The following is a 15,437-nucleotide window of genomic DNA, read 5'->3' as shown; positions in this document are numbered from 1 at the left end:
CTCTTGCCCCGCGGCAAGAGTTTTTTTATTGAACGGCCTTTTTTTCTGCGGCCAGAGCAGGTGTTTTCAGTTTCTTCGGTGTTATATTCACAAAACAAATGCTTGTGACGATCAGAAGCAGTCCGGCTAAAAGGCTGACGGTCAGCGGTTCATGCAGGAATATCGAGCTGACGATAATGGATATGAGCGGGATCAGGAAGGTGTAAGAGGCAACCTTGCTTGCTTCCCCTGAACCGACAAGCGTAAAAAAGGCGAGCCAGCCGAGCGCGATAACAAAAACTGAAATGAACAGAAGGCTCAGAATGAACGGAGCTTTCCATTGAATCGCTGAAAAGCTTTCTGAAAAATGGCCAGAGCTGACAAGCAGCACGCCGCCGATCAGAAGCTGAAGAGCGACCATCCAGATAGAATCCGCGCGTCCGCCCGTTCTTTTCACATATACCGTGCCGAGCGCCCAGCTGACCGCAGAGCCTAAGGCCAAAAGAATGCCGGCGATGGAAATATGGCCTCCGAAACCGGCTGCGCTGATGACGGCGACACCGGCAAAGCCCAGAATAAGACCGGCTATTTTTAAAGGATACATCGATTCCCCGAGCCACAGCCAAGAAAAAACGCCCATTAACACCGGCTGGAAAAACACGATGGCTGAAAATAAGCCGGCAGGCAGGTAGTTCAAGCCGACCGTTTGCAGGCCGTAAAATAAAGTAATATTTAAAATGGCAGAAATAAGATAGATCGGCCACGTTTCTTTAAAACGCAGCTTTTTAAAACGGGGCAGCGCAACCATTAATAATAGAAGTCCGCCGATCAGCGTGCGGATTCCGGCAAACAGAAGGGGCGGCGAATAGGCAAGCGCGGCCTTTGTCAGCGGCCAGTTAATTCCCCATACCGTGACTAGAAACGCCAGCATAAGAGCCGTCTGTATTTTCGAAAGCTGTTTCACGTCGTTCACTCCTTGTAGAACAATTCCATCATATGATACGGTAATCAGCAAGATAAATAAAATGAATCTTTTTTATAAGGAGCATAAGTAAAACGTCATGACGATTACACAACTGCGGGTTTTTGTTCAAATCGCTGAAACGGGAAGCTTTACAAAAGCGGGGCAGGCGCTGAATATGACGCAGCCCGCCGTCAGCCATGCCATCTCTGCGCTTGAGTCAGAGCTCGGCATCAAGCTGATCGTCCGCGAGCGCCGCAACGGCGTAAGGCTCACGGACACGGGCGGAAAAATTCTCGTCCATATCAGAGAGGTGCTCAAAGGCATAGAAAAAGCCGAGCAGCTGGCGGCCGCGGAAAGAGGGCTTGAACAGGGAACGATTCACATCGGCACATTTCCGGCCGCTTCCGCTTATTTCATTCCAAAGCTGATCAGCGTGTTTAAAAAACGGTATCCGAAGCTTGAGTTGGTGCTTCATGAAGGAACGGTTAACGAAGTAAAGGAATGGCTCCGCTCCCGGGTAATAGATGTAGGTATCACTCTTTTTCCTACGGAAGACATGGAATATCTGCCGCTGAAAAAAGATAAAATGGCCGTCGTGCTTAGAAATGATCATCCGCTTTGCTGCTGTGAGTCAATCACTCTGAAAGATCTTGACCGCCAGCCGATGATCATCTGTGACGGAGGATACGAATCACCGTTTATTGATATGTTTAAGGAGGCAGGATCTGTGCTGACTGCCGCATTCACTGTTTACAACGTCAATACGTCCATCAGCATGATCAAAGAGGGGCTGGGAATTGCGATATTATCACAAATGTCTATGTCGGGAATATCGCTGCCGGAAAATGTCGTGACAAGGGAACTCAATCAGGCGGTGTACCGTGATGTTCTGCTTGCCGTTCCTTCTATAAAGGAGGCTTCATTGGCGGCAAAACTTTTTATTCAAATCGCACAGGAACTCACAAAGAATGAATAAAAAAAGACCCTAATCATCATAGGGTCCTGAATCTTATCGGTTAATTTTAAAAGAGTTAGTCGTATTGACAAGTTTTGAACCGCTGAACGTAGCTTTGACACGATAATAACCTGTCTTGCATCCTTTTAAAGAGAATGACTTAGTCACCCTTACTGAGAAAGAAAAGGTTGTTTTTTTACAAGTCATCCATTTCTTTCCGGACTTTCGCTGTAAGTATAGGTTTCCTTTAAAAGTTCGATCTGACGGATACGCTGTACTGAGAGTAAAATCGACACTTTTCGCTTTTTTAGTGTAGTAGGAGGCATCGGTAAATCCGCTTACATTTAAATGCTGCTGAGTGCCGGAGTAAAAGTCTGCAGCATATGCCTTATCGGTGTTTCCTGTAAAGAAGATTGCTGCCAGTAAAGCTGTTGTGAGTGCCATTAAGATTTTTTTACGCATATAGACAATGACTTCCTTCCTATTCAATATCATACATATCTTAACATTATTGGGTTTGTTCATTCAACGATAGATTTTCACTTTTATAGGATGAAAAGCTCATCATATCTGAATGTAATAGATCCATTCATACAGAGTTCAATAGTGACGACCGCTGACTGATTGTTCGAAGATCATCGAATCAAATTGTTTAACTCACGGGAAAAGCTGTGGTAAGGTGTGTGGTAGAGACCTTGTTTAAGATCTGCTTACACTAAACCAAAAAGGAGAAAACGATGGCTGAACATACATTGAAAGATACTGCGTTTTCCGTATTGAATTTATCGCCGGTCGTACAGGGGGGAACGGTTGCTGAATCGTTCCGCAACAGCATGGATTTAGCGCGCCGCGCCGAGGAGTGGGGCTATAACCGCTATTGGCTTGCGGAGCATCATAATATAGAAGGCGTCGCCAGCTCGGCAACGGCGGTGCTGATCGGCCACATCGCCGGCGGCACGAAAAAAATCCGCGTCGGTTCTGGGGGTATTATGCTGCCGAATCATTCTTCACTTGTGATCGCGGAGCAGTTCGGAACCCTTGAAACGTTATATCCGGGGCGGATTGACCTGGGGCTCGGACGCGCGCCGGGGACCGACCAATTAACGGCGAGAGCCTTACGAAGAAACATAAACAGCGGGGAAGATTTTCCGGAGCAGCTTGAAGAATTGAGAAATTACTTCAAACCGACAGGCAATGTGCGCAATCAAGTCCGCGCCATTCCGGGCGAAGGGCTGGACGTGCCGATCTGGCTTTTGGGCTCAAGCGGCTTCAGCGCGCGTCTTGCGGGAGAGCTCGGGCTTCCGTTCGCCTTTGCGGCTCACTTCTCACCGAAAAATACCGTGCCGGCTCTTGAACTGTACCGCAGCTCCTTCCGTCCGTCAGACGTACTGGATCAACCGTACGCGATGGTCGGCGTCACCGTCATTGCCGCCGATACGGATGAAAAGGCGGAGCATCTGGCAACATCGCATTATCAAAGATTTTTAGACCTCGTCCGCGGCACGCCGAACCAGCTGAAGCCTCCTGTTGAAGACATGGATCAAATCTGGTCGCCGTATGAAAAAGCGATGGTCAATGAACAGCTCAGTTCAACGATTGTCGGCGGACCGGAGCGTGTGAAGGAAAAGCTGGAAAGCTTCATCCGGACAACACAGGCGGATGAAATCATGGTGAATTCAGAAAGCTTTGAGCATGCCGACAGAATGAGATCATTTGAAATCATCGCCGAATTAAAAAACAGCTGAGCAAAAAAAGCAATGTGCCGCGCACATTGCTTTTTTTATTCGCCGATCCGCTTGACTGAATTCCGGATGACGAGTTCCGGTTCATACACGACGTCATCCTTCTTCGGCTTTTTATGTTCTAAGCAGTCGATGACATATTTTGCCGCCGCTTTCCCCATAATGGATTTCGGATGCTTGACAGAGGTGAGCTTCACCTCGGAAATCTGGGCGAAATGTGAATCGTCATAGCCCATGACCGATACGTCATCAGGCACCTTTAACCCCAATTCCCTGAGAAGATTAATCGTCTTCAGCGCAATTTCGTCATTGTAGCAAAGAATGGCCGTCGGATATGACCCGCTGTTTTGCTCAAGGGTATGCTTAATTTTTTGGAGAAGCACGGTTTCTTTTTCTTCAGTCGTGTAAGTCACGATCATGTCCGGAGACGGGAAAATCCCGCGCTCCCGATGCGCCTGAAGATAGCCGTTCATCCGTTTGACGCCCTGCGTGTCATCCGCTTTAAAGATTCCCATAATGTGTGTGTGGCCGAGGGACATGACGTATTCGCAAGCCATCATGCCGCCTTTGACATCATTGACGGAAAAGCTCGGTGCGGCCAGCTCCGCATAAGAGGCGTTAATCATGGCAAACGGAATGCCGTTTTTCTCCAGATTGAGATAGTAGCCGATGTTGGGCGTCTGCAGCGCGCTTTTTGTAGGCTCGACAATCAGCCCGTCTATATTTTTGGACAGCAGGTTTTCAAGGCCGCGCCGCTCACTTTCTGTATTGTTGTTGGTGCTCGTCAGCAGCATGGAATAGCCCTGTTCGCTTAAATAAGATTCAATTCCCCTGATGATGCTCGGAAAAATATAGTCTGATATGTACGTTGTAATGACGCCGATCGTTTTGTTTGAATGCATGGCTGATTTCGCCATGCGTGAAGCGACAAAGGTGCCCCCGCCCTGAACGCTGTACAGCAGCCCTTGCGAGACCAAATCTCCGATCGCCTTTCTGATGGTATGGCGGCTGACGCCGAACTGCTGCATCAGCTCATTTTCCGTAGGCAGCTTTTCGTCCGGCTGTATTTTTCCCTGATTCAGCCATGAACAAATTTCTTCTTTTACTTGAGCATATTTCGGTAGCATATCAATTCCTCCAAAATGTATACGGACAAATTCCAGTATAACATAGTAAGCCCTTTCATCAAGCTGTAAAAATAATTGACAGATTATGAAAAACTGCTTATTCTTTATTTGTACGTACTAATTTTCCTCATTTTTAGATAAAATTCTTCATAAGTACGTACAAATGTGGCGGTTCTGAAGAAAACAAAGCATCATCAAGCGCCGCACTTTGTTTTGTAAGCGTTTTTATTCTATTATTCGCGGGAGGGTAAAATTCATGAAGAATCACCCGGCACCAATTGGCTCAAATGTACCTGTCACTCGGCAGCATTCCAAGTGGTTTGTCATTCTCATCTCATGCGCGGCCGGACTGGGAGGGCTTTTGTACGGTTATGACACGGCGGTGATTTCCGGCGCCATCGGTTTCCTGAAAGATTTGTACCGCTTAAGTCCTTTTATGGAAGGGCTCGTGATTTCAAGCATTATGATCGGCGGTGTTTTCGGCGTCGGGATTTCCGGATTTTTGAGCGACCGTTTCGGACGGAGAAAGATTTTGATGGCAGCGGCGCTGTTGTTTGCGGTGTCAGCGGTTGTCTCTGCGCTTTCTCAAAGTGTGTCTTCCTTAGTGATCGCCAGAGTCATCGGCGGTCTGGGAATCGGCATGGGCTCCTCGCTTTCTGTCACGTATATTACCGAAGCCGCTCCGCCGGCCATACGCGGCAGTCTGTCTTCACTGTATCAGCTGTTTACGATATTAGGGATATCCGGCACTTATTTTATTAACCTTGCCGTCCAGCAGTCCGGCTCGTATGAATGGGGAGTGCACACCGGCTGGCGGTGGATGCTCGCTTACGGCATGATTCCGTCCGTCATCTTTTTTATCGTGCTGCTTATCGTGCCGGAAAGTCCGCGCTGGCTTGCGAAAGCGGGGCGCCGGAATGAAGCCCTCGCCGTGCTGACGCGCATTAACGGCGAGCAGACCGCGAAAGAAGAAATCAAACAAATCGAAACGTCTTTACAATTAGAAAAAATGGGGTCATTGTCTCAGCTGTTTAAACCGGGGCTGAGAAAAGCGCTTGTGATCGGGATTCTGCTGGCTTTATTCAATCAGGTCATCGGCATGAACGCGATTACGTATTACGGGCCGGAAATTTTCAAAATGATGGGCTTCGGACAGAATGCGGGGTTTATCACGACATGCATCGTCGGTGTCGTCGAAGTGATTTTCACCGTCATCGCCGTTCTTTTAGTGGATAAAGTAGGCCGGAAAAAGCTGATGGGAGTCGGATCTGCCTTTATGGCGCTGTTTATGATCTTAATCGGGGCAGCCTTTTATTTTCAGCTGGCGAGCGGTCCGGCTTTAGTCGTCATCATATTGGGATTCGTCGCCGCTTTCTGCGTATCAGTCGGGCCGATTACGTGGATCATGATTTCGGAGATCTTTCCGAACCACCTCCGAGCACGCGCCGCCGGTATTGCGACGATATTCTTATGGGGGGCCAACTGGGCGATCGGCCAGTTCGTGCCGATGATGATCAGCGGGTTAGGGCTCGCGTACACCTTCTGGATATTTGCCGTCATTAATATTCTCTGTTTCTTGTTTGTCGTGACGATCTGCCCTGAGACGAAAAATAAATCATTAGAAGAAATAGAAAAACTCTGGATAAAATGAAAGCGTTTTACGACAAAAGTCCGCTCCGGCGGGCTTTTGTCTGTCACCTTCATTCCGTTTCTGTATATAATGACTGTATCAAGGAGATACTGGAAAATCCCGCGAAGAATGTCGAGGAATTGACCTTTAACAGTTGAATTAACAATGTCATCCTGTTAAAATAATTAAAGAAAGCAGACATAATTTTTTTTGGCTATGATGGGACGTTTTTTGTCATAGCGGGACATTTTCTGTCCAGTATGAATAGGAAGGAACGTTTGAGTCATGAACCAGTTAATACAAGCTCAAAAAAAATTATTGCCTGATCTTTTGCTTGTGATGCAGAAAAGATTTGAAATCTTGCAGTATATCAGGCTTACCGAACCGATCGGCCGCAGAAGTCTTGCAGCCAGTCTCGGATTGACCGAGCGCGTTCTCAGAAGCGAGGTTCAGTTTTTGAAAGAACAGAATCTCATCGATATTAAAACAAACGGCATGACAATGACGGAAGAGGGCTATTCACTGCTTTCGATTCTGGAAGATACGATGAAGGATGTTTTAGGATTGACGCTTCTGGAAAAGACATTAAAAGAGCGGCTTAATCTGAAAGACGCCATTATCGTTTCCGGAGACAGCGACCAATCTCCTTGGGTCAAAAAAGAATTAGGGAGAGCGGCCGTTGCATGTATGAAAAAGAGATTTTCAGGCAAAAATATCGTCGCTGTAACCGGCGGTACGACAATTGAAGCCGTCGCCGATATGATGACGCCCGATTCAAAAAACCGCGAGCTCCTGTTTGTGCCCGCAAGAGGCGGTTTAGGCGAAGATGTGAAAAACCAGGCGAACACCATATGCGCGCATATGGCGGAAAAGGCTTCAGGCACTTATCGGCTTTTGTTCGTTCCCGGACAGCTGTCACAAGGCGCCTACTCATCTATTATTGAAGAACCTTCCGTAAAAGAGGTGCTTCACACGATTAAATCAGCGAGTATGCTCGTTCACGGAATCGGCGAAGCTAGAACAATGGCGGAGCGAAGAAACACGCCTTTGGAAGATTTGAAGAAAATAGATGACAATCATGCGGTGACAGAGGCATTCGGCTACTACTTTAATGCGGACGGAGAAGTCGTTCACAAGGTACATTCAGTCGGAATGCAGCTCGATGACCTCGATGCCATTCCCGACATTATCGCGGTAGCGGGCGGATCATCAAAAGCAGAAGCAATCGAAGCTTATTTTAAAAAGCAGCGAAACACGGTTCTCGTCACGGACGAAGGAGCCGCAAAGAAGTTATTAAGGGATAACAGTCCCTCAATATAAATATCTCTCACTTATTTAAAGGAGGAAATAATCATGGCAGTAAAAGTCGGTATTAACGGTTTTGGTCGTATTGGACGTAACGTATTCCGCGCAGCATTAAACAATCCTGAAGTTGAGGTAGTAGCGGTTAACGATTTAACAGACGCTAACATGCTTGCTCATCTTTTACAATATGATTCCGTACACGGAAAATTAGATGCAGAAGTTAAAGTTGACGGCAGCAACCTTGTTGTTAACGGCAAAACAATCGAAGTTTCTGCTGAGCGCGATCCTGCGAAACTCAGCTGGGGCAAACAAGGCGTTGAAATCGTAGTTGAATCTACTGGTTTCTTCACAAAACGCGCAGACGCTGCGAAACACTTAGAAGCAGGCGCGAAAAAAGTTATCATCTCTGCACCTGCTAACGAAGAAGATATCACAATCGTTATGGGTGTTAACGAAGACAAATACGATGCGGCTAACCACCATGTTATCTCTAACGCATCTTGCACAACAAACTGCCTTGCGCCGTTTGCAAAAGTACTTAACGACAAATTCGGCATCAAACGCGGTATGATGACAACTGTTCACTCTTACACAAACGATCAGCAAATTCTTGATCTTCCGCACAAAGACTACCGTCGTGCGCGTGCAGCAGCTGAAAACATCATTCCTACATCAACTGGTGCTGCTAAAGCAGTTTCCCTTGTTCTTCCTGAACTGAAAGGCAAACTGAACGGCGGAGCTATGCGTGTGCCGACTCCAAACGTTTCTCTTGTTGACCTAGTTGCTGAACTTAACAAAGACGTAACGGCTGAAGACGTAAACGCAGCTCTTAAAGAAGCGGCTGAAGGCGATCTTAAAGGAATCCTTGGCTACAGCGAAGAGCCATTAGTATCCGGAGACTACAACGGCAATGCTAACTCTTCTACAATCGATGCTCTTTCTACAATGGTTATGGAAGGCAGCATGGTAAAAGTAATCTCTTGGTACGATAACGAAAGCGGCTACTCTAACCGCGTTGTTGACCTTGCAGCTTACATCGCAAAACAAGGTCTTTAATTCATAGCTCCCGGAAAGGGCCGGACTTGGTTCTTTCGGACAGAAACGCTATAATGAAAGCGGACAAGGGAAGGGGACGGACTCCCTTTCCCTTTTTCCATGAGAACCGGCTTTCAGAAAGCGCCGGATTGCTGCAGAACGTCCGCGTTTTGAAGTTTCCGCGGCACTTTCGTTTTCTGAGCCGCCTGCCCTGGCTCAGAAGACGATCTGCCCCGTGCCCGGAAGCTGCAATCTGCCCCGCGGCGGAAGCATCATGAGGCGGTTTCACGTTTCACGTTTTTCGTGCTATGCAAACCATTTTGAAGGAGGATCTCCTAAGGCATGAATAAAAAAACAGTAAAAGACATCGACGTAAAAGGCAAAGTCGTATTCTGCCGCGTTGACTTTAACGTTCCAATGAAAGACGGGGAAGTAACAGACGATACTCGTATCCGCGCTGCGCTTCCAACAATCAAACACCTTGCAGACCAAGGCGCGAAAGTCCTTCTTGCGAGCCACTTAGGCCGCCCGAAAGGCGAAGTGGTTGAGGAGCTTCGTTTAACTCCTGTCGCTGCACGCTTAGGCGAACTGCTCGGCAAAGAAGTGAAAAAAGCGGATGAAGCTTACGGCGATGCTGTAAAAGCACAAATTTCTGATATGAAGGACGGAGACGTTCTTGTATTGGAAAACGTACGTTTCTACCCTGGTGAAGAGAAAAACGATCCTGAGCTTGCTAAAGCATTTGCTGAGCTTGCGGATGTATATGTCAATGACGCATTCGGTGCTGCCCACCGTGCTCACGCATCTACAGCCGGAATTGCCGAGCATCTGCCGGCGGTTGCAGGATTCCTGATGGAAAAAGAGCTTGACGTTCTCGGCAAAGCCGTGACAAATCCTGAGCGCCCGTTTACGGCAATCATCGGCGGCGCGAAAGTAAAAGACAAAATCGGCGTAATCGAAAGTCTGCTTGATAAAGTGGACAACCTGATCATCGGCGGAGGTCTTGCTTACACATTCGTAAAAGCGCTTGGCTATGAAGTCGGTAAATCTCTTCTTGAAGAAGATAAAATCGAACTTGCAAAATCATTCATGGACCGCGCGAAAGAAAAAGGCGTTAAATTCTATATGCCGGAAGACGTTCTCGTTGCTGATGATTTCTCTAACGATGCAAACGTTCAAATCGTGCCGATCTCTGAGATTCCAAGTGATTTAGAAGCGATCGACATCGGAACGAAAACCCGCGAAACGTACGCTGAAGTTATCAAAAACAGCAAACTTGTCGTATGGAACGGACCGATGGGCGTATTCGAAATCGACTTGTTCGCTCAAGGCACAAAAGCAGTGGCTGAAGCATTGGCAGAGGCAAACGATACATACTCTGTCATCGGCGGAGGAGACTCTGCGGCAGCCGTTGAAAAATTCGGCCTTGCTGACAAAATGAGCCATATCTCAACAGGCGGCGGCGCATCCCTTGAATTCATGGAAGGCAAAGAGCTTCCAGGTGTAGCTGCGCTGAACGATAAATAAAAACTGCTATAAGGAAGTGGAACAGATGAGAAAACCAATTATAGCCGGTAACTGGAAAATGAACAAAACACTCGGCGAAGCTGTCAGCTTCGTTGAAGAAGTGAAATCTTCCATTCCAGCAGCAGACAAAGCGGAAGCCGTTGTTTGCGCACCAGCTCTTTTCTTAGAAAAGCTGACTTCTGCTGTTAAAGGAACTGACCTGAAAGTCGGCGCCCAAAACATGCATTTTGAAGAAAACGGTGCGTTCACAGGTGAAATCAGCCCGGTCGCTCTGAAAGACCTTGGCGTGGATTACTGCGTCATCGGCCACTCTGAGCGCCGTGAAATGTTCGCTGAAACTGATGAAACAGTTAACAAAAAAGCGCATGCTGCTTTCAAACACGGCATTGTGCCGATCATTTGCGTAGGTGAAACGCTTGAAGAGCGCGAAGCCGGAAAAACAAATGATCTTGTTGCCGATCAAGTGAAAAAAGGTCTTGCGGGTCTTTCTGAAGAGCAAGTTGCCGCTTCCGTTATTGCGTACGAGCCAATCTGGGCAATCGGAACAGGCAAATCTTCTACAGCGAAAGATGCTAACGACGTCTGCGCGCATATCCGTAAAGTCGTTGCTGAAAGCTTCAGCCAGGAAACTGCTGACAAGCTCCGCATTCAATACGGCGGCAGCGTAAAACCTGCAAATATTAAAGAATATATGGCAGAGTCCGATATTGACGGTGCTTTGGTCGGCGGCGCAAGCCTTGAACCGCAGTCATTCGTTCAATTATTGGAGGAAGGTCAATATGAGTAAAAAACCAGCTGCACTCATCATTCTTGATGGGTTCGGATTACGCAATGAAACAGTCGGAAACGCAGTCGCACAAGCGAAAAAACCGAATTTCGACCGTTATTGGAACCAATACCCTCATCAGACGCTGACGGCATCAGGCGAAGCAGTCGGACTGCCTGAAGGACAGATGGGGAACTCTGAAGTCGGTCATCTGAATATCGGCGCAGGACGTATTGTGTACCAAAGCTTAACACGCGTGAACGTTGCCATCCGCGAAGGCGAATTCGAACGCAATCAAACGTTCCTTGACGCCATCAAAAACGCGAAAGACAACGACAAAGCGCTGCACCTGTTCGGCCTTCTTTCTGACGGAGGCGTACACAGTCATATCAATCATTTATTCGCGCTGCTGAAGCTTGCGAAAAGTGAAGGACTGACGAAGGTGTATATTCACGGTTTCCTCGACGGCCGCGATGTAGGTCCGCAAACAGCGAAAACTTACATTCAGCAGCTGAATGAGCAGATCGAAGAAATCGGTGTCGGCGAAATCGCCAGCATTTCCGGACGCTACTACTCCATGGACCGCGACAAACGCTGGGACCGTGTGGAAAAAGCGTACCGCGCAATGGCTTACGGCGAAGGCCCGTCTTACCGCAGCGCGATGGATGTAGTCGACGATTCTTATGCGAACGGCATTCATGATGAATTCGTCATTCCGTCCGTCATCACAAAAGAAAACGGTGAACCCGTTGCGAAAATTCATGACGGCGATTCTGTGATTTTCTATAATTTCAGACCAGACCGCGCCATCCAGATTTCAAACACGTTTACCAACAAAGATTTCCGCGATTTCGACCGCGGTGAAAATCATCCGAAAAACCTGTATTTCGTCTGCCTGACTCACTTCAGTGAATCTGTTGACGGATATGTGGCTTTTAAACCGGTAAACCTTGACAATACGGTCGGTGAAGTATTAGCACAGCACGGGTTAAAACAGCTTCGCATTGCAGAAACTGAAAAGTATCCGCACGTTACGTTCTTTATGAGCGGCGGCCGCGAAGAAGAATTCCCGGGCGAAGAGCGCATCCTCATTAACTCGCCGAAGGTCGCGACATATGACCTGAAGCCTGAAATGAGCGCGTATGAAGTGAAGGATGCTCTTGTAAAAGAAATCGCGGCTGACAAGCACGACGCGATCATCCTGAACTTTGCAAACCCTGACATGGTCGGCCACTCCGGAATGGTCGAACCGACGATTAAAGCAATTGAAGCAGTGGACGAATGCTTAGGCGAAGTGGTTGACGCCATCATCGCTAAAGGCGGACATGCCATCATTACCGCTGATCACGGTAATGCGGACATTCTGATTACAGAAACAGGCGAACCGCACACTGCCCATACGACAAACCCAGTCCCTGTCATTGTGACGAAAGAAGGCGTGACGCTGCGCGAAGGCGGAATCCTAGGCGACCTCGCACCAACGTTATTAGACCTTCTCGGTGTTGAAAAACCGAAAGAAATGACCGGAACATCTTTAATTCAAAAATAAGCGTAAATCAAAAGGAGAGACAAACTCATGCCATACATTGTTGATGTTTATGCACGCGAAGTCCTTGACTCCCGCGGCAACCCAACAGTTGAAGTTGAAGTATATACAGAAACAGGAGCTTTCGGCCGCGCATTAGTGCCAAGCGGAGCTTCTACAGGTGAATACGAAGCGGTTGAGCTTCGTGACGGCGACAAAGACCGTTACCTTGGAAAAGGCGTGTTAACTGCTGTTAACAACGTAAACGAAATCATTTCTCCAGAGCTTCTCGGCTTTGACGTAACTGAACAAAACGCAATCGATCAGCTTTTAATCGAGCTTGACGGAACTGAAAACAAAGGCAAACTCGGTGCGAACGCAATCCTTGGTGTATCTATGGCTTGTGCGCGCGCAGCTGCTGACTTCTTACAGATTCCTCTTTACCAATACCTTGGAGGATTCAACTCAAAAACGCTTCCTGTACCGATGATGAACATCGTAAACGGCGGAGAGCATGCTGACAACAACGTAGACATTCAAGAATTCATGATTATGCCTGTAGGCGCGCCTAACTTCCGTGAAGCGCTTCGCATGGGCGCTCAAATCTTCCACAGCCTGAAATCAGTTCTTTCTGCTAAAGGAATGAACACAGCTGTAGGTGACGAAGGCGGATTCGCTCCGAACCTTGGTTCTAACGAAGAAGCACTTCAAACAATAGTTGAAGCAATCGAAAAAGCCGGCTTCAAACCTGGCGAAGAAGTGAAGCTTGCTATGGATGCTGCATCTTCTGAGTTCTACAACAAAGAAGACGGCAAATACCATCTGTCTGGCGAAGGCGTTGTGAAAACATCTGCTGAAATGGTTGACTGGTACGAAGAAATGGTTTCTAAATACCCAATCATCTCTATCGAAGACGGACTTGACGAGAACGACTGGGAAGGCCACAAACTTCTTACAGAGCGTCTTGGCAAAAAAGTTCAGCTTGTCGGTGACGATCTTTTTGTTACAAACACGAAAAAGCTTGCTGAAGGTATCAAAAACGGCGTAGGCAACTCTATCCTGATCAAAGTAAACCAAATCGGTACATTGACTGAAACATTCGATGCGATCGAAATGGCGAAACGCGCGGGCTACACTGCCGTTATCTCTCACCGTTCAGGTGAAACTGAAGACAGCACAATCGCTGACATCGCTGTGGCAACTAATGCAGGACAAATCAAAACAGGTGCTCCGTCCCGTACGGACCGTGTTGCGAAATACAACCAGCTTCTTCGCATCGAAGATCAGTTGGCTGAAACTGCTCAATACCACGGTATCAACTCTTTCTATAACTTGAATAAGTAATGGAATGGACGCCGGGAGATATTCTCCCGGCGTTTTTTTATGCTCCCGGGTTTTTCCCTCCTTTTTCATCATCTTCATTTGGTCAATAATATTCATTTTTCCCCTATTTAAAGGAATCAGTGTTCTTCAATCGAAAGGGAAGAGGTGTTAATAAGAGGAGGGATTATGATGAAATTTTCATTTATGTCAGCCGCGGTGGCAGCAAGCGTTATATGGGGCGCGTCTGCCGGGCCGCTGTCTGAAACCCATGGTTATTCAGCCGTGACCGCGCCGGTTTTTGATGCTGATGAGGCATTGGACACTATGCATGATCTGAGCGAAACCATCGGGCCGCGGGAAACCGGAACTGCGAAAGAAAAGGAAGCGGCTGAATACATATCGAATCGTCTGCGGGCTCAGGGCGCCAGTGTCAAAGTACAGTCATTTCCGTTGAAAAAGTACTTTTCAGGTTCAGTCACAGCGGGAGATCATGAATTCCCGCTCCGCTCCGCTGATCAATCCGCTGTTGAAAAAGAGCTGAGAATTGAGGGAGGGATTTTTGACGGCGGCTGCGGATCACGCGATGACGTAACAGGAGCCAAAGGAAAGATTGCAGTGATACGCGAAGGAAAGATCCCCGTTTCTCAAAAGATCAAACATGCCGAACAAGCGGGAGCCAAAGCAGTCATTATTTATAATCAGACAACAAAACCGCTCGCCGTCCGTCCGCATACCGATAAAGGAATCACGATACCGGCGGCGGGTATGAAAAAAGAAGACGGTGAAGCACTGCTGCAGGAAAAGCAGGCAGTCATTCAATTTAAAAACTATAAAAACCGCACCTCACAAAATATTATAGGAACGCGCAAAGCGGCACAGGCCAACTCTTCTGATGCTGATATTATATATGTCACAGCGCATTATGACAGCGTAAAAGGCGCGCCCGGAGCGGATGATAACGCCTCAGGCACATCTGCCGTTCTGGAAATCAGCAAGCAACTCAAACACATACCGAAAGACAAAGAGATCCGCTTTATTTTGTTCGGTGCAGAAGAATTATGGTCTGCGGGTTCATCTTATTACGTCAGTACACTCACGAACAATGAAAGAAAGCACAGCCAGGCCAATTTTAATGCCGATATGATTGCGACTGACTGGGAAGAAGCGAGTCAAATGTGTGTCACGACTCCTGACGGCAGGGAAAACCCGAGCGTCCGGTACGCTGAAAAAGCCGCTGAAAAATCCCGGTTGGTCAAGCCAAACCTGATTCAGCTCGGTTACTCAGACCATGTCTCTTTTTATGAAGCAGGGATTCCGTCGGCTAACTGGATTTGGCTCAGCCCCGATACACAGGAGCCGGGGCCCTGGTATCACACTGAGAATGATAATATGAAACACATCAGCAAAGAACGATTAGAGAAAGCGGGAGCACTCGTTTTCGCGGCTGTAACTGAGGCAGTGACAGAATAAAAAAACAGGCTTCGGCCTGTTTTTTTATATTATTTTCTGTATATTCTCTCAATTAAGGGAGATTTTCTCACTCGTTACCAGATATATAC

13 protein-coding genes are annotated in these 15,437 nt (G+C 47.6%); 10 read left to right on the top strand and 3 right to left on the bottom strand.

Annotated elements, in window-relative coordinates; all coding sequences use genetic code 11:
• Positions 1-25 precede the first annotated feature (25 nt).
• A complete protein-coding gene (locus SB847_RS12750) occupies positions 26-943 on the bottom strand; it encodes a DMT family transporter (protein ID WP_410563597.1) in 918 nt (305 codons plus the stop codon).
• A gap of 97 nt (positions 944-1,040) precedes the next feature.
• Between SB847_RS12750 and SB847_RS12745 the strand changes: the two genes are divergently transcribed.
• A complete protein-coding gene (locus tag SB847_RS12745; protein WP_410563595.1) occupies positions 1,041-1,919 on the top strand; it encodes a LysR family transcriptional regulator in 879 nt (292 codons plus the stop codon).
• Between the two features lie 33 nt (positions 1,920-1,952).
• On the opposite strand, the gene SB847_RS12740 is transcribed toward SB847_RS12745, so the two are convergent.
• Positions 1,953-2,360, bottom strand: coding sequence for a hypothetical protein (locus SB847_RS12740; RefSeq protein ID WP_410563592.1), 408 nt, complete (start codon positions 2,358-2,360; stop codon positions 1,953-1,955).
• A gap of 275 nt (positions 2,361-2,635) precedes the next feature.
• Between SB847_RS12740 and SB847_RS12735 the strand changes: the two genes are divergently transcribed.
• A complete protein-coding gene (locus tag SB847_RS12735) occupies positions 2,636-3,643 on the top strand; it encodes an LLM class flavin-dependent oxidoreductase (RefSeq protein WP_007409952.1) in 1,008 nt (335 codons plus the stop codon).
• A 35-nt stretch (positions 3,644-3,678) separates the two neighbouring features.
• On the opposite strand, the gene araR is transcribed toward SB847_RS12735, so the two are convergent.
• The gene (gene araR, locus SB847_RS12730; RefSeq protein WP_410563588.1) at positions 3,679-4,767 is read right to left on the bottom strand and encodes an arabinose utilization transcriptional regulator AraR; all 1,089 of its coding nucleotides are present in this window, start codon (positions 4,765-4,767) and stop codon (positions 3,679-3,681) included.
• A gap of 256 nt (positions 4,768-5,023) precedes the next feature.
• Here araR and araE point away from each other — a divergent pair, with 256 nt between their 5' ends.
• The 8 genes from araE to SB847_RS12690 all read left to right on the top strand — a co-directional run bounded on the left by araE (position 5,024) and on the right by SB847_RS12690 (position 15,348).
• Positions 5,024-6,418 carry an arabinose-proton symporter AraE gene (gene araE, locus SB847_RS12725; protein WP_032876389.1) on the top strand — a complete coding sequence of 465 codons (1,395 nt, stop codon included), beginning with the start codon at positions 5,024-5,026 and terminating at the stop codon, positions 6,416-6,418.
• Positions 6,419-6,682: 264 nt separating this feature from the next.
• Complete coding sequence (cggR, locus tag SB847_RS12720; protein WP_003151607.1) at positions 6,683-7,717, top strand: gapA transcriptional regulator CggR; 1,035 nt, start codon at positions 6,683-6,685, stop codon at positions 7,715-7,717.
• A 33-nt stretch (positions 7,718-7,750) separates the two neighbouring features.
• Positions 7,751-8,758: a type I glyceraldehyde-3-phosphate dehydrogenase gene (gap, locus tag SB847_RS12715; protein ID WP_003151611.1), complete on the top strand. Its 1,008-nt coding sequence runs from the start codon at positions 7,751-7,753 to the stop codon at positions 8,756-8,758.
• Positions 8,759-9,079: 321 nt separating this feature from the next.
• On the top strand, positions 9,080-10,264 hold the full coding sequence (locus SB847_RS12710; RefSeq protein WP_003151616.1) for a phosphoglycerate kinase: 1,185 nt from the start codon (positions 9,080-9,082) through the stop codon (positions 10,262-10,264).
• A 25-nt stretch (positions 10,265-10,289) separates the two neighbouring features.
• A complete protein-coding gene (gene tpiA / locus SB847_RS12705) occupies positions 10,290-11,051 on the top strand; it encodes a triose-phosphate isomerase (RefSeq protein ID WP_003151618.1) in 762 nt (253 codons plus the stop codon).
• A complete protein-coding gene (gene gpmI / locus SB847_RS12700; RefSeq protein WP_003151620.1) occupies positions 11,044-12,579 on the top strand; it encodes a 2,3-bisphosphoglycerate-independent phosphoglycerate mutase in 1,536 nt (511 codons plus the stop codon). The genes tpiA and gpmI overlap by 8 nt, the downstream gene beginning before the upstream one ends.
• A gap of 27 nt (positions 12,580-12,606) precedes the next feature.
• On the top strand, positions 12,607-13,899 hold the full coding sequence (gene eno, locus SB847_RS12695; protein WP_007409956.1) for a phosphopyruvate hydratase: 1,293 nt from the start codon (positions 12,607-12,609) through the stop codon (positions 13,897-13,899).
• A gap of 168 nt (positions 13,900-14,067) precedes the next feature.
• Entirely contained in the window at positions 14,068-15,348 is a 1,281-nt protein-coding gene (locus SB847_RS12690) for a M20/M25/M40 family metallo-hydrolase (RefSeq protein ID WP_410577910.1), read from the top strand.
• Positions 15,349-15,437 lie beyond the last annotated feature (89 nt).

It is taken from the genome of Bacillus sp. SIMBA_026, from assembly GCF_046535335.1.
In the GTDB taxonomy this organism is placed as follows: domain Bacteria; phylum Bacillota; class Bacilli; order Bacillales; family Bacillaceae; genus Bacillus; species Bacillus velezensis.
The sequence above is the reverse complement of the archived record's forward strand: the minus strand, read 5'-3'. Positions and strand labels throughout refer to the sequence as shown.

What these genes read in the sequence shown, in the direction of transcription:
- SB847_RS12745 (WP_410563595.1), top strand. Translation starts at nt 1,041, where the DNA reads ATGACGATTACACAACTGCGGGTTTTTGTTCAAATCGCTGAAACGGGA.
- SB847_RS12740 (WP_410563592.1), bottom strand. Translation starts at nt 2,360, where the DNA reads ATGCGTAAAAAAATCTTAATGGCACTCACAACAGCTTTACTGGCAGCA.
- SB847_RS12735 (WP_007409952.1), top strand. Translation starts at nt 2,636, where the DNA reads ATGGCTGAACATACATTGAAAGATACTGCGTTTTCCGTATTGAATTTA.
- araR (WP_410563588.1), bottom strand. Translation starts at nt 4,767, where the DNA reads ATGCTACCGAAATATGCTCAAGTAAAAGAAGAAATTTGTTCATGGCTG.
- araE (WP_032876389.1), top strand. Translation starts at nt 5,024, where the DNA reads ATGAAGAATCACCCGGCACCAATTGGCTCAAATGTACCTGTCACTCGG.
- cggR (WP_003151607.1), top strand. Translation starts at nt 6,683, where the DNA reads ATGAACCAGTTAATACAAGCTCAAAAAAAATTATTGCCTGATCTTTTG.
- gap (WP_003151611.1), top strand. Translation starts at nt 7,751, where the DNA reads ATGGCAGTAAAAGTCGGTATTAACGGTTTTGGTCGTATTGGACGTAAC.
- SB847_RS12710 (WP_003151616.1), top strand. Translation starts at nt 9,080, where the DNA reads ATGAATAAAAAAACAGTAAAAGACATCGACGTAAAAGGCAAAGTCGTA.
- tpiA (WP_003151618.1), top strand. Translation starts at nt 10,290, where the DNA reads ATGAGAAAACCAATTATAGCCGGTAACTGGAAAATGAACAAAACACTC.
- gpmI (WP_003151620.1), top strand. Translation starts at nt 11,044, where the DNA reads ATGAGTAAAAAACCAGCTGCACTCATCATTCTTGATGGGTTCGGATTA.
- eno (WP_007409956.1), top strand. Translation starts at nt 12,607, where the DNA reads ATGCCATACATTGTTGATGTTTATGCACGCGAAGTCCTTGACTCCCGC.
- SB847_RS12690 (WP_410577910.1), top strand. Translation starts at nt 14,068, where the DNA reads ATGAAATTTTCATTTATGTCAGCCGCGGTGGCAGCAAGCGTTATATGG.